The 14,521-nt window shown below is 31.7% G+C and carries 11 protein-coding genes; 4 read left to right on the plus strand and 7 right to left on the minus strand.

The annotated features are described in order from the left end of the window. Nucleotides 1–114: 114 nt before the first annotated feature. The 7 genes from AC5LAX_RS03660 to groES form a co-directional block, all read right to left on the minus strand. Nucleotides 115–2,697: an FAD-dependent oxidoreductase gene (locus tag AC5LAX_RS03660; RefSeq protein WP_288909088.1), complete on the minus strand. Its 2,583-nt coding sequence runs from the start codon at nt 2,695–2,697 to the stop codon at nt 115–117. Between the two features lie 174 nt (nt 2,698–2,871). Then, a complete protein-coding gene (locus AC5LAX_RS03665) occupies nt 2,872–5,472 on the minus strand; it encodes a 3'-5' exonuclease (RefSeq protein ID WP_288909087.1) in 2,601 nt (866 codons plus the stop codon). Between the two features lie 83 nt (nt 5,473–5,555). Continuing rightward, a complete protein-coding gene (locus tag AC5LAX_RS03670) occupies nt 5,556–6,173 on the minus strand; it encodes a DUF4337 domain-containing protein (RefSeq protein ID WP_117464561.1) in 618 nt (205 codons plus the stop codon). A 103-nt stretch (nt 6,174–6,276) separates the two neighbouring features. Further along, complete coding sequence (locus tag AC5LAX_RS03675; protein ID WP_018999465.1) at nt 6,277–6,654, minus strand: MerR family transcriptional regulator; 378 nt, start codon at nt 6,652–6,654, stop codon at nt 6,277–6,279. A 103-nt stretch (nt 6,655–6,757) separates the two neighbouring features. Continuing rightward, entirely contained in the window at nt 6,758–7,516 is a 759-nt protein-coding gene (locus tag AC5LAX_RS03680; protein WP_288909085.1) for a sulfite exporter TauE/SafE family protein, read from the minus strand. A 140-nt stretch (nt 7,517–7,656) separates the two neighbouring features. Next, entirely contained in the window at nt 7,657–9,288 is a 1,632-nt protein-coding gene (groL, locus tag AC5LAX_RS03685) for a chaperonin GroEL (protein ID WP_288909083.1), read from the minus strand. Between the two features lie 57 nt (nt 9,289–9,345). Beyond that, nucleotides 9,346–9,627 (minus strand): co-chaperone GroES, encoded by a 282-nt coding sequence (gene groES / locus AC5LAX_RS03690; protein WP_288909082.1) that lies wholly within the window; start codon nt 9,625–9,627, stop codon nt 9,346–9,348. A gap of 211 nt (nt 9,628–9,838) precedes the next feature. Here groES and AC5LAX_RS03695 point away from each other — a divergent pair, with 211 nt between their 5' ends. From AC5LAX_RS03695 to AC5LAX_RS03710, 4 genes are all read left to right on the plus strand, one after another. Then, entirely contained in the window at nt 9,839–10,813 is a 975-nt protein-coding gene (locus AC5LAX_RS03695) for a LacI family DNA-binding transcriptional regulator (RefSeq protein WP_288909081.1), read from the plus strand. Nucleotides 10,814–11,019: 206 nt separating this feature from the next. Next, nucleotides 11,020–12,501 (plus strand): glycoside hydrolase family 32 protein, encoded by a 1,482-nt coding sequence (locus tag AC5LAX_RS03700; RefSeq protein ID WP_493263636.1) that lies wholly within the window; start codon nt 11,020–11,022, stop codon nt 12,499–12,501. A 12-nt stretch (nt 12,502–12,513) separates the two neighbouring features. Continuing rightward, the gene (locus AC5LAX_RS03705; protein WP_266287183.1) at nt 12,514–13,755 is read left to right on the plus strand and encodes an oligosaccharide MFS transporter; all 1,242 of its coding nucleotides are present in this window, start codon (nt 12,514–12,516) and stop codon (nt 13,753–13,755) included. 9 nt (nt 13,756–13,764) lie between these two features. Continuing rightward, complete coding sequence (locus AC5LAX_RS03710) at nt 13,765–14,379, plus strand: cytidylate kinase-like family protein (protein WP_018999471.1); 615 nt, start codon at nt 13,765–13,767, stop codon at nt 14,377–14,379. The last annotated feature ends 142 nt before the right edge of the window (nt 14,380–14,521 follow it).

The raw sequence follows: 14,521 nt of genomic DNA on the forward strand, positions 1-14,521 counted from the left end.
AGTAGACCAAGAAAATGTTTAAATTGGGATAATCCATTTAATTTATTTTTAAAAGAAGTGTCGCACTTGGATTGACAATTCATCATTTAAATTAAAAAATAATATTAATTTTATTTAGCAAGTAGCGCCACCGACTAAATGTTTTTGTGCTTTTAAGTTTTCTTGCTTACGAGATAAGAGGTCATCTGCTAATAATTGTGCTTCTACATTAGCAAAACCTAATCTATCAATTGTATCGGAGAAACGTTCGCCAGTGATACCTTGTTCACGGAATAAAAGAATAGCTTTTTCGACAATGGCTAAAACTTCTTCTTTAGATGTGAAGATTTTGGATAATGGTTGACCTTCTTTTACGCGTTTGCCCCAACGACCGCCGATATAAACGCGATAACCATCTGTATAATTATCAAAGCAATGGAATGGGCATTTATTTACGCAAAGACCACAATGATTGCAATGTTTTTCATCAATAGTTATTTTTTTGTCTACAACATTTAATGTTTTCATTGGGCATCTATTCATTGGTTGGCAAATTTTACAACCATGACATTTTGCATAATCAATTTGAGGAACGCGTTGACCGATGATACCAATATCATTTAGATTTGGTTTTACACAGTTATTAGGACAGCCCCCAACTGCAATTTTGAATTTATGAGGAAGTTTTACATCTCTATATCCTTTATAGAAACGTTGATGAATTTCTTCAGATAAAGCAAATGTATCAATTAAACCATATTGGCAAGTAGTACCTTTACAAGAAACTACAGGGCGAACTTTTGAGCCTGTACCACCTGTTTCAAGTCCTGCATTTTGCATTAGATATTCGCGTAATGGTTCAATATTATCATATGGAACGCCTTGAATTTCTACAGTTAATCGGGAAGTCATTGTTATTTCGCCACTGCCAAATTTATCTGCTGCTTCAGCTATAACTTTGCTTTCTTGAGCTGTAATTTTACCATTTCTAGTGATTACACGACCATTGAATTTATCTTCTGTATTTTTGTCTTGAAGGAAACCTAGAGCTTTTACAGCTTTTATTTCTTCAGGTGTTAATTTAGATGTAGTTTTTACTTTTACATCATTGAAGAAAAGACCACCTTCAAGGGAAAGTGTATTTGTATAACCTAGATGTCTTAAGCGATTTTGTAAGAAATATGCACGTTTACCTTTAGCGCATACTAAAAGAAGTTTTTCGTCTTTGCCGATACCTTCTATAGGTGCATTTACTTTTGCTAAATCTACATATTTAGCACCACGAATACTAGGAGCTAAACCAGCATCAATTACACGATAATCTTTTGCTTTGCCAGCTAGATATTCAGCAGGAGTGATACTGATTAATTTATTGCTTAATTTATTTTGCATAATATGAACTGTTTGTACAAATGGATGAATAGCTGTGGAGAATGGAGGAGCATAACAGAAATCCATACATTCACATTGTTCAATAGTAGCATCTAAGGAAATAGCTGTTACAGCGATATCTACCATTTTGTCTACAGCACCGCTTCCAAGTGCTTGGAAACCTAAGATTTTATGTGTGGATTTATCTACGATTAATTTGGTGATGAAAGAGCTTGCATCTGGATAATAATGAGCTTTATCATCAACGACTGCCATTACAGTTTCTACATCGTAACCAGCATCACGAGCAACTTTTTCACTAAGACCTGTTCTTGCACAGTTTAGTTCTGGAAGTTTTACAATACCTGTGCCTAATACGCCAGGATAATTTTTAGGTGTATTATTTAAAATTTGAGCTAAGAGTCTGCCTTCTAAGTTGGCACTAGAACCCATTGGAGACCATTGAGCAGAATGTGTCATTCTGTTGGAAACCATAGCACAATCGCCAATAGCGTAGATATCAGGTAAATTTGTTTGTAATTGTTCATTTACAAGAATAGTTCCTTTGAACATTTCCATACCTGTATCATTTAAAAAGGCAGTATTTGGTCTGATACCAACAGATAAGATTACTAAATCTGCACTTAATTCACCAGCGGAGGTTTTGAGTGCAGAAACTTTATCATCACCTAAAACTTCTTGAGCAGCAACGCCAGTTAATACGCGAATACCATGTTTTTGTAAATGTTTTTGTACATAATTAGCAATTTCTGGATCAATGACATTAGGCATGATTTGTGGAGCAAAATCGATAACTGTTACATCAACTTTTTGAGCTAGAAGATTTTCAGCAACTTCAAGACCGATAAAGCCACCACCAACAATAACAGCTTTTTTTACTTGGTTGTTAGTAACATAATCTCTTATATTTACAGCATCATTAGGAAGGCGCAAAGAGAATACACCTTGTTTTTTTATACCTTCAATAGGTGGAGTGATAGGTGAAGCACCAGTAGCAATAATTAATTTATCATAAGCATAAGAAGCTTCTTCATTAGTGATTAAATTTTTAGCGATAACAGTATGATTATTATTATCCACAGCAATAGCTTCTACATTAGTTAAGACGTTTACACCTGTCATAGCAGCATATTTTTGTGGAGTATTAACAATTAGACTAGAGCGGTCTTCGATAAATCCTCCAATATAATATGGTAAACCGCAACCAGCATAAGAAATATCACCATCTTTAGCAATGATTGTGATATCTAAATCACGATTTTCTCGTTTTAATTTTGCAGCTGCTTTCGTTCCGGCTGCAACACCGCCGATAATTAGTATTTTCATAAGCGGATACCTCCAATAGAATATATACAATTTATTCTAAAATATAGATAGATTAAATTATATTTATTTTAGCACTTATATAAGTAAAAGTATATGAAATTATTTTAAAATTTATAAAATTTTTGTTAAAAGTAAAAGACATAAATATTATGCCTTTATAGATAGTAATCATTTTTATTTGGTTTTGGTGATGAATTGTTCAGGTATATAATTTAATAGACGACTAGGTCTACCTGAACTGGAGAGAAATAAAGCTTTTTTGGCACGAGTGATGGCTACATAGAAAAGACGTTTTTCTTCTTCAGTAATAGAGCCATTGCGTGTGCTGAAATATGATGGGAAAATGTCATCATTCATGCCAGCTAAAAATTCATAATCAAATTCTAAGCCTTTTGCTTGATGAATAGTTATAATAGGGATTTTAGGATGAGAAGAAGTAAGAGCATCTAAATCTGTATTAGATAAACTAGCATATTGTAATAATTCTTTGATGCCATTTGTTCCTCGATGTGAGTTGAGTTCTGCTTTGGCTAATCTAAATAAATTGCGAATGTTTTCTAAGCGAACAGCTCCATCTTGAGTTGCATTAGCTTTATAGATATTCACTAAATTAAATTCTTCAACGATTTGGGCGATTAGATTTTCTAAAAGTAAATTGTCATTTAAAATATTATGCAGTTTTTGGAAAATTTGAGCTACATGAATGAATTTATTTTTTTGTTTATTGATTAATTCACTGCGTTTTTTAGCTGTAGGAATAATTTTATCTTCGAGCAATTTGTGTAATAATTCCCATGTAGCAAAAACATCATCTAAAGAGTTATGATTAGATTTTGTTTCAAATTGAAAATGATTACTTAGAAATTCAAGTTTATGATTAGGCAAATTAGGATAAAAACGACGAACTAAATCTAAGGTATCAAAATTTATATTAGAGAAATTTACAGGTTTCAAGTTATGTTTTAATAGATTTTGATTGAGAATATCCATATCATAACCGCGAATATTATGACCTGTGATGATGGCATCTTGGATAAATTGACAAAATTCTTGAAGAACAAGTTTAGGATTTTCGCCATGAGCTTGCAAATATTCATCAGAAATATGATGTACTTTTTCAGAGTCGCTAACAAGTTTATCTGATTTTAGATAACGATTGAATTCAGCTATTTTTTTCCCTTTGCGAATTTTGATTGCGGATAATTGAATAATATTGTCTGCAAAAATATCTGTCCCCGTACCTTCAATATCAAAAACTATGATGTCTTTGGATAAATAAGCTGAAATCAAGTCAGAAAAAGGTTCATAGTTTGGATTTTGGAAATTTGCATTGATGAAGTCAGATAAACGCAATCCATTTTGAAGATATTCAGCAGATGATATTTGCTTGATAGTGCGAATACCAATATTAGGAATTAGATTTACTAATATTCGCTGTAGGCTGAGATAATCATTAGGATTGATGAGATATTTCATAATGGATAGAACATCTTTTATTTCTTGACGTTTGAAAAAGCGGATATTATCTATTTGAATGAAATGAATAGGTTCTTCTTGATTTTTTTGATTATAAATATTGGCTAGATAATTTAGATGTAATGTTAAGTTTTGTAGATAATTGTTTTGACGAACTAAAATAGCTATTTGCGTAGGTGTTTTTACTAAAGGTAATAAATTTACGATATTTTGAAAAATCCATTGGGCTTCGTTAGCTAGAGAGTTTGCTTGTTTTAATTCTATTTTATGACCGAGTTCACTGCTTTTTGAAAGTAGATTTTTGGCATAGGAATGAAGGATAGTTTCTTTGCAAAAAAGATTTATCAAGGTATTGTATGCCATTTCTAAAAGTAATTTTGTAGAGCGATAATTTTCATTGAAATTAATAATTAAGGGGTTATATTTTTCAGTGAAGGCAGTTAAGATTTTTTGAGGATTAGAGCCACGCCATTCATAAATAGTTTGAAATTCATCGCCACAGAGCATGATATTATTAGCAGGAAAGAGCTTTTCGAGCATAGTATATTCAAAAGAACTAGTGTCTTGCATTTCATCAATCATGATATATTTGTAGCGTTTTCGCCATGATGAGCATATATTTTCGTCTTGAAATAAACGATAAGCATTGGCGATTAAATCTTTGTAATCTAAACCATGCATTTGTTGTAAAGCCAATTCATAGTTGATGATTATATTTAAACCATCAAATTGAAAAAATTTAATTAAATTATCGCTTTGTTGTTGATTGAATGTTTTATTGAACTTCAAATGTTGATGAAAAATAGTAGTATAATCGGCTTCGATATCTTCGGTATAGATATGTTTTAAAGCTCGTTCTTGCTTTAATTGCTCAATGCAATTTACGATATATTGAATATCTAAGGCTCTAGCTTTAGAAAAATTGGCGATAGTTTGTCTGATTAGCGTTTTTTGGTCTTCATCATCAAAGATGACGAATTCCTTAAATATTGTTTGTGCTTTTTTGGCGGTAGTGGTAATCACTTGATAAGCAAAGCCATGAATGGTGCGAATAGTGATTTTATTAGCTGTTTCAAAATCTAATTGCGAAGTGATGCGATTTTTTAATTCTCGACAAGCTTTGTTAGTGAAAGTTAAGCAGAGAATTTCATCAGCATTGGCACGATTTTTATTTAAAATATTAGCTACACGATAAGAAAGTATATTTGTCTTACCTGTGCCAGCTCCTGCACTTAAGAGTATATTTTGATTTAATTCATTGATTACTTGTTGTTGTTTTTTATTGAAAGTAATAGACATGATAGACTCCTGATAAATTTATGTATATTTGTAGTTTAACATAAATAAAACCCCTTAGCATAATAATACTAAGAGGTTTTTAATTACATAGTTAAATTTCTATAATATGAAGTGATAAAGATACTAAATCCAATGATACCGGAAATAGAACCTATATACCAATAATATTTTATTTTACTAAGTGTAGTCAATGAAGATAATAAAATACCTATCTGCAAAAAGATTAAAGCATTACCAAAGTTAGTAGAAATCTCTTTTGTCAATAAATGACGTTGTTCTGCTTCCTGAGCTTTAGCTGTTAAAGTGATTTCTTCTTGCTTATATTGAGCAATTTCTTGTTCATAGATAGCTTTTTTAGCTAAAAGTTCAGTTTTTAAAGCATTATCTGTGTCTTTGAGTTTGGCAAGTTCAATTTCAATAGTATAAAGTTCAGTTTCTAAAGTTGTTTTCTTAATCGTTTTTGCTTGGTAGTTTGACCAGTGGTTAAAAGCTTCATTTTGAGTAGTTACTACTTGGTTGCCTAGACTTGCAGCTTTGAAAGAAGCTAATGTGCCGACAACGGCTAAAATCAAAGTTGTAATTGCTACTAATAATTTTAAAGTTTTTGACCATGGCTTGTGGATAACTTCTTGTTTATATTCTGTTATAAAGTTATCATCTTCATCATTTAAATTAGTTTGTTGTTTCCTATCGGGGTCCATAAATCATCTCTTTCTTTTGTTTATAAATTTAATACATAGTTAATTATAACTTAAAACGATAAGAAATAGCAATGTTTTTATTTGTTTATAATTTAATTTTAATTTATTTGCTTAATAATTTTTTTTCGGCAGGAATAATGATTTCTTCATAACGGTCTACTTTTTTATTTAAACGTTCTATTACTATATTCATAGCATCAATTTGTTTTTGTAGGCGGTCGCGCTGTTCAATTAAGATATCTTTGCGAGCTTCTGCTGTGTTTTCTTGATAAAAGAGGTGAACATAATCAATCAATGCTTCGATTTGAACGCCAGCAGAACGCATACATTTTATAAATTCAATCCAATTACATGATTCTTGGTCAAAATCACGAATACCATTTGGCTTGCGTGGCACAGGTGGAATTAAACCAATACGTTCATAATAACGAATAGTATCGGGGCTGAGATCATATTTTTGACTTACTTCTTTAATAGTCATATTATCACGTCCTTGTTAAGTTTTATACTTAAGAATATAATAGCATTTGAAGTAAACTCTAAGTCAATGATTTTTATTTTGAAAGGAATCATAATTATATAGTTTAGTGGAATAATAAAAGAATTAAGCCCCCAATTGTTGGCATAGCGACAATGGCAAATTTTAAGATTGGTTTTGGTGCTAGATGTGTAAATTTTGAGCCAAGAAAAGCACCTATCATTAATCCAGATACTGTTTGTAGAAAAATAGTGAAATCTAAATTTCCAGAAGTGAGATAGCCTAGACCACCAGAAGCAGAAATAGGAAGAATAATCAACATACATGTTCCGATGGATTTTAAAAGTGGAACACCGAATATAATTAATAAGCTAATTTGAATAAAAGCAGCAGCTCCTATGCCAAAAGTACCAGATAAAAAGCCATTAATACAACCGACTAATATACCATAGATATAAAATTTTTTGCCAGCTAATGATGTAGTTGGAACTTTTAAATATTTATTTAATAAATCATTGTGATATACTTTTATATACAAAATTAGAGCAGATAGAATAATCATTAAAGCAGTAAAAATACTTAAAATATTTTCGGGTATGATTGTGGAAAATTTAGCACCAACAAAAGCTCCAATTACACCGCCTAATCCAATGATTAGGCCAGTTTTTAATTCTACTTCATTTTCACGTAAATGGCTTACAACACCAGATATCATAGTAAAAACCATAGAAGATAAGGCAACACCTAATGCTATATGAATAGGAATGTTAAAACCAACTGTAAGTAATGTAATAGTAACACCAGCGCCACCTGCTCCAACAAAACCAATTAATGTACCTAGGAATAACATAGATAAAAATATCATAAAAAATTCACCTCAAATTTTAATTTTTTATTATAGATTTTATTATAAAAAATAATAGTGATAGTGTAAAAGAAAAAGCCTAGTGAAAATTCACTAGGCTTAATTTGTTTATTTAATTTTGTTTGATATGAGATGTTAAATTACATCATACCAGGCATTCCGCCGCCCATGCCAGCACCAGCCATAGCAGCAGGATCAGCTTTTTCAGGTTTATCAGCAACAATTGTTTCAGTTGTGAGAACCATAGCAGCGATACTTGCAGCATTTTGTAATGCACTACGAGTAACTTTTGCAGGATCAACGATACCAGCAGCAATCATATCCATGTATTCGCCAACTAAAGCATTATAACCAACGCCTACACCAGCAGCTTTTACATGTTCAACAACTACAGAACCTTCAAGACCTGCATTGTTTGCGATCTGACGAACTGGTTCTTCAATAGCACGTTTTACGATTTCAACACCAGTTTTTACATCGCCTTCAGCTTCAATGTTTTCAAGAGCAGGTTGAATATCGATGAAAGTAGTACCACCACCAGCAACGATACCTTCTTCAACAGCAGCACGAGTAGCATTTAAAGCATCTTCGATACGGAGTTTTTTATCTTTCATTTCAACTTCTGTAGCAGCACCGATTTCAATTACAGCTACGCCACCAGATAATTTAGCAAGACGTTCTTGTAATTTTTCTTTATCAAAATCGGAAGAAGTTTCAGCGATTTGTTTTTTGATAATTTCAGCACGAGCTGCGATTTCAGCTTTGTCGCCAAAACCGTCAACAATTGTAGTTTCTTCTTTGGAAGCACGTACTTGACGAGCACGACCGAGGTCTTCAAGTTCTACGCTATCAAGTTTACGGCCAAGTTCTTCACTGATTACATTACCACCAGTTAAGATAGCGATATCTTCGAGCATAGCTTTACGACGATCACCAAAACCAGGAGCTTTAACAGCAAGAGCTTTGAATGTACCACGAAGTTTGTTAACTACGATAGTAGCAAGAGCTTCACCGTCGATATCTTCAGCGATGATAACGAGTTCTTTACCTTGTTTTACAACTTTTTCAAGGATTGGGAGAATGTCTGCGATTGCAGAGATTTTGCGGTCAGTGATAAGAATGAAAGGATCATCCATAACAGCTTCCATTTTATCTGTATCAGTAACCATGTATGGAGAAATGTATCCACGGTCGAATTGCATACCTTCTACAACAGAAAGGTTAGTTTGCATACCTTTGGATTCTTCAACAGTGATAACACCGTCTTTTCCAACTTTTTCCATAGCGTCAGCAATTAATGCACCAGTTTCTTCATCAGCGGAAGATACAGAAGCAACTTGAGCGATAGCTTCTTTACCTTCAACTTTTTGAGCTTTTGCTTTGATTTCTTCAACTAATGTAGCAACAGCTTTTTCAATACCTTTTTTGAGAACCATTGGGTTTGCACCAGCAGCTACGTTTCTCATACCTTCACGAATCATAGCCTGAGCAAGTAATGTAGCAGTAGTTGTACCGTCACCAGCGATATCGTTAGTTTTTGTAGCAACTTCTTTTACAAGCTGAGCGCCCATATTTTCGAATGGATCTTCAAGTTCAATGTCACGAGCGATAGTAACACCATCGTTAGTGATAGTTGGAGCACCGAATTTTTTATCTAAAACAACGTTTCTGCCTTTTGGGCCAAGTGTAACTTTAACAGCGTTAGCGAGTGCATCAACGCCTCTACCAAGAGCTTGACGAGCTTCTTCGCCAAATAATACTTGTTTAGCCATTTATAAAGAACCTCCTAGGATTATACATTAAAATTGTAATTAATTAGTTTCTGTCAATTATTCAACAATAGCTAAGATATCGCTATCTCTAACGATTAAATAATCAGTACCATCGAATTTTACATCAGTACCAGCATATTTAGAGAAGATTACTTTGTCGCCTACTTTTACGTCAAGAGCAACTTTTTTGCCTTCTACATATTTGCCGTCGCTTACTGCGACAACAGTACCTTCTTGTGGTTTTTCTTTTGCTGTATCTGGTAAAACGATACCACTTGCAGTTTTAATATCGCCTTCAGAAACTTTAATAACAACTCTGTCGCCTAATGGCTTAATCATTGTATATTCCTCCTATGCGTAAATAGATTTTATAACTAAGTTAATTTATAGTTGTTAGCACTCTTTATAAGTGAGTGCTAACTCACAATTCCTATAATAAACAATTTTACAGAAAAAATCAATAGGCAGAAGAAAAATTTTTGATTTTTTGTCCTATTTAATTTATGTTATAATTTTATTGTAAGTATTTGTATCATAAGGTGGTTAAGATATGGCTAGTATTCGTGATGTAGCTAAATTGGCACAGGTGGCACCAAGTACGGTATCATTGGTATTGAATAATAAGGGTTATGTATCAGAGGCATCAAGAAAAAAAGTATTAGATGCAATAGAAAAGTTAAATTATGTACCGAATGAGTTAGCAAGAAATTTATATCGTAATAGTACAAATATAATTGGTATTATTGTACCTGATGTAGCACATCCTTTTTTTGGGGCTTTTATTGGTGCATTAGAGATAGCACTTTATAAATATAATTATAAAATAATGGTTTGTTCAACGATTGAAAGAGAGAATGCGGAACATGAAATTGTAGACATGTTAAGAAGACAAATGATAGATGGTATTATTATGGGTTGTCATTCTTTAGAAGTTGATTTATATGATAATGTCAATAAACCTATTGTGGCTTTTGATAGAATTATTAATAATAAAATACCGATTATTCGTTCAGATCATGAGAAAGGTGGAAGATTATCAGCTCAAGCAATGTTAAAGGCTGGTTGTAAGTATCCTCTACAAATAACAGGTATAAAAAATAGTTCAATGTCAGCATATTTACATCATAGTGCATTTAAAGATGAATTATCTAGAAATGGAATTGAAGTGATAAATTATGAAATGGAATGGAATAAATTTGACATGAACTATTTTAAGCGAGTTGCTGTCGATGTATTTGAAAAATATCCCCATATTGATGGTGTATATGGTGCTGATATGGTGGTTTGTGCATGCTTAGGTGAAGCACGTAAGCGAAAATTAGACATACCAAAAGATATAAAATTTATAGCATATGATGGAACTTTTATAACAGAAAGTAGTTTTTATAATATAACTGCTATTGTTCAACCTATAAATATATTAGCTCAAAAAACTGCAGAAATGATAGTTTCTTTGATAAAAAACGAAAATATAGAAAAAGAGGTAATTGTGCCAATATCTATACGATATGGTGATACTTGCTAAGATAAAAGGAATAAATCCTTTTATCAATATAAATATCAGAAAATAAATTCTTTTTTGTTGTTTTAAAAAAATGTTGATTTTTTAAAAAGATAGTGATATTATTATTTCAGGAAATATAAAACGCGTTTGATATAGAGTAGATTTTTATATTTCCAAATATTTTTAATCAAAAATCGAACCGGTTTTATAAATTTATTATAATAGGAGTGAAAAATTTGAAACATAATGAAGCACTATTAAAAGCTGAAAAATTTCAACAAAAAATGGAGACGATTGCACAGAATGATTATTGGAGACCACAATACCATATAGCTGCACCAGCTAATTGGATAAACGATCCTAATGGATTTTGTTTTTATAAAGGTGAATATCATTTATTCTATCAATATCACCCATATTCTAGCCAATGGGGTCCTATGCATTGGGGTCATGTAGCTAGTAAAGATTTAGTAAATTGGGAACTTAGACCAATAGCGCTTGCGCCTACTGATGAATATGATAAAGATGGTTGTTTTTCTGGTAGTGCTATTGAAAAAGATGGAAATTTATATCTATTATATACAGGTCATGTAGATTTAGATAATAGTAATGGTGGTAATGATAGAATTGAAACACAATGTTTAGCTGTTAGCCATGATGGTTTGTGTTTTGATAAAGTAGAAAACAATCCTGTAATTAAATCTTTACCTGAAAATTTAAATATAAAAACAGAGCATTTTCGCGATCCTAAGGTTTGGAAACATGGAGATTGGTATTACACTGTAGTAGGCGTGCAAACTAAAGAGGAAAGTGGGCAAGTAGTTGTATATAAATCTCAAGATTTAATTAATTGGGAATTTTTGAATATTATGGCTACATCTAGTGTAAAAGAAAATTTAGGATTTATGTGGGAATGTCCTAATTTTGCAGAAATCGATGGTCATGAGGCGTTAATTTTATCTCCACAAGGTGTAAAACCAGAAGGTAATAAATTCTTAAATGTACATCAATCTGGATATTTCTTAGGAAAGATGGATTATCAAACAGGTATATTCCATAGAGATAGCAAGTTTGATTTATTAGATTATGGTTTTGATTTTTATGCACCACAGATAATGCAAGATGAAAAAAATAATCGTTGTTTAATGATTGCTTGGCTCGATATGTGGGAAAGTAATATGCCAGAACAAGAAAATCATTGGGCTGGTATGATGAGTATACCACGTGTTCTTGAAGTAAAAAATAATATGATTTATAGTAAACCTGCTGAAGAATTGAGCAAATTACATAAATCAAAAGTACATTATGAACAGGTAATAGAAGAAGCTACTTCTTTTGAGGGTGTAAATGGTGATTGTTATCAATTAGATGTGGATTTTGATTTGAAAAATGCACAAGGCTTTGTATTGAAATTACGTGTATCAGCTACAGAAGAAACAGTAATTTCATATGATAAAGATACTAAAATATTTAAGTTGAATCGCGATAAATCAGGTCGTGGTGTAAATGGAGAACGTGAAGTTTGTGTCGAACCGGTTGGAGAAAAAATAAATTTACAAATTTTTAGCGACCATTCATCATTAGAAATTTTTATTAATGGCGGACAACGTGTTTTAAGTTCTAGAATTTATCCATCAAAAGAAGCTAAAGGAATTGTGTTTATACCAAATGGAAATATAAAAACAAGTGTAGATTTTTATGAAATTTAAGGGGCGTTTATAATGAAAAATTTGATTTATTGGAAATTAAGTGCATTCTTCTTTGTATACTTCTTCTCATGGTTGGTATTTTTTGCTTTTCTACCTATATGGTTTGGTCAAAAACTTCAATTAACTGGTATGCAAATCGGAACAATTTATTCTGGAAATGCTATTTTTAGTATGGTATTACAACCTTTTTATGGATATCTTTCAGATAAAATTGGCATGAAAAGATATTTGTTATTTTTTATCGTTATATTAGTTGCTTTAACAGGTCCATTTTTCGTATTTGTTTATGAACCTTTATTGATAAATAACTTTTATGTTGGGGCAGTTATTGGTTCATTTGTTTTAAGTCTTGCGTATTATGCAGGTGTAGCTGTTATTGAATCATTCATAGAAAAATGTGGTCGTATTTATAATTTTGAATTTGGTCGTGCTCGTGCATGGGGTTCTCTTGGTGCTGCTGTAGGTGTATTTTGTGCAGGTCGTGCATTTAATTATGATCCAGACCTTATTTTCTGGATGGCTTCTGGTGGAGCAATTATTCTTCTTTTAATATTATTAACAGTACGTATTGATGAAAGTAAGGCTGATTTTATAAAATCTGAACCAATTAATTTAACAAATGTAAAACATTTATTCAGCATTAAAGATGTTTGGCTTTTCATGATTTTTATTTTAGGTTCTGCTTGCGTATATGGTGTATTTGATCAACAATTTGCTATTTACTATGCTTCTTTATTCCCAACTGTTGAACAAGGTAATGAAACTTTTGGTTATTTGAATTCTTTACAAATATTCCTTGAAGCTGGCGGTATGTGTATAGCACCATTTATTGTTAATAAAATTGGTCCAAAACATGGTTTAATCTTAGCTGGTTCTATCATGACTTTTAGAATGATTGGTTCTGGACTTGCAAATGACCCAATTAGTATTTCTATAATTAAATTATTACATGCTATTGAATTATCTATCTTATTAGTATCTGTATTTAAATATTTGGCTAAGAACTTTGATACAAGATTGTCTTCTGTATTGTATTTAGTAGGTTATCAATTATCAAACCAATTAGGCTCAGCTATTTTATCCCCAATTGTAGGAAATCTTTATGATACTGTTGGATTCAAAGTGGCATATCTATTCTTAGGTGCTGTTGTAGGTGTATTTACTGTATTCGGTGCATTTGTATTGATTTCAGATAAGAGAATACCAAAGGAAAAACAAAGTGAATTAAAAGAATATATTCAAAATGAAGGATAGGTGAGTTAGATGGATAAGAATATTGTTATCAGTATTAGCCGTAAATACGGTTGTGGTGGTCGTGAATTGGCACAAATTTTGGCAAAGAAATTAAATGTCAAATTATATGATAGAAAAATTGTGCATATTGCAGCGGCTAAATTGGAAACTGATGATTTAAATGAAAATGATTTATTAGAATTAGAAAATACTGTTAATCCATTAACTATGGCATTTTTTCCATTTCGTTCATTTGGTATTAATTTAGGTGAAGCAAGTAGAGGTATATTTTTGTCTGAAGCAAAAGCTATTAGAAGATTAGCTAATAGTGGAAGTTGTGTCATCTTAGGAAGATGTGCTGATTTTGTACTTGATGATTTGCCAAATCATTTTTCTATATTTGTTACTGCTGATGATGAGTTTAGAATAGAAAGAGGAAAAAATGTCTATGGCGGTAAAACTCTAAAAGAATTAAATATTGAAGATAAAAAAAGAGGAAGATATTACAATTATTATACAGGTAAAGAATGGGGAGATCCTACAAACTATAATTTAGTTGTAAATGTAAGTAAGTTTTCATTAGATGATGTTGCTGAAGCGATTATAAAATATATTGAAGAAGTTCAAGTAAATAGAACTAAATAATTTTTATTGATTTGATTTTGAGCAAAAATTTATTTTAAATAAATTGAGGAGAGAATATATTATGTTTAACAAATCTACATTAACTATCACAACATCTGCTTTGGTTTTAATGAGTACGGGAGTAGCAGGAGCTGCTAGTAAT

It is taken from the genome of Megamonas sp., from assembly GCF_986095205.1.

Excerpts from the sequence above, each read along its gene's own strand:
- AC5LAX_RS03660 (WP_288909088.1), bottom strand. The coding sequence starts at position 2,697 with ATGAAAATACTAATTATCGGCGGTGTTGCAGCCGGAACGAAAGCAGCT.
- AC5LAX_RS03665 (WP_288909087.1), bottom strand. The coding sequence starts at position 5,472 with ATGTCTATTACTTTCAATAAAAAACAACAACAAGTAATCAATGAATTA.
- AC5LAX_RS03670 (WP_117464561.1), bottom strand. The coding sequence starts at position 6,173 with ATGGACCCCGATAGGAAACAACAAACTAATTTAAATGATGAAGATGAT.
- AC5LAX_RS03675 (WP_018999465.1), bottom strand. The coding sequence starts at position 6,654 with ATGACTATTAAAGAAGTAAGTCAAAAATATGATCTCAGCCCCGATACT.
- AC5LAX_RS03680 (WP_288909085.1), bottom strand. The coding sequence starts at position 7,516 with ATGATATTTTTATCTATGTTATTCCTAGGTACATTAATTGGTTTTGTT.
- groL (WP_288909083.1), bottom strand. The coding sequence starts at position 9,288 with ATGGCTAAACAAGTATTATTTGGCGAAGAAGCTCGTCAAGCTCTTGGT.
- groES (WP_288909082.1), bottom strand. The coding sequence starts at position 9,627 with ATGATTAAGCCATTAGGCGACAGAGTTGTTATTAAAGTTTCTGAAGGC.
- AC5LAX_RS03695 (WP_288909081.1), top strand. The coding sequence starts at position 9,839 with ATGGCTAGTATTCGTGATGTAGCTAAATTGGCACAGGTGGCACCAAGT.
- AC5LAX_RS03705 (WP_266287183.1), top strand. The coding sequence starts at position 12,514 with ATGAAAAATTTGATTTATTGGAAATTAAGTGCATTCTTCTTTGTATAC.
- AC5LAX_RS03710 (WP_018999471.1), top strand. The coding sequence starts at position 13,765 with ATGGATAAGAATATTGTTATCAGTATTAGCCGTAAATACGGTTGTGGT.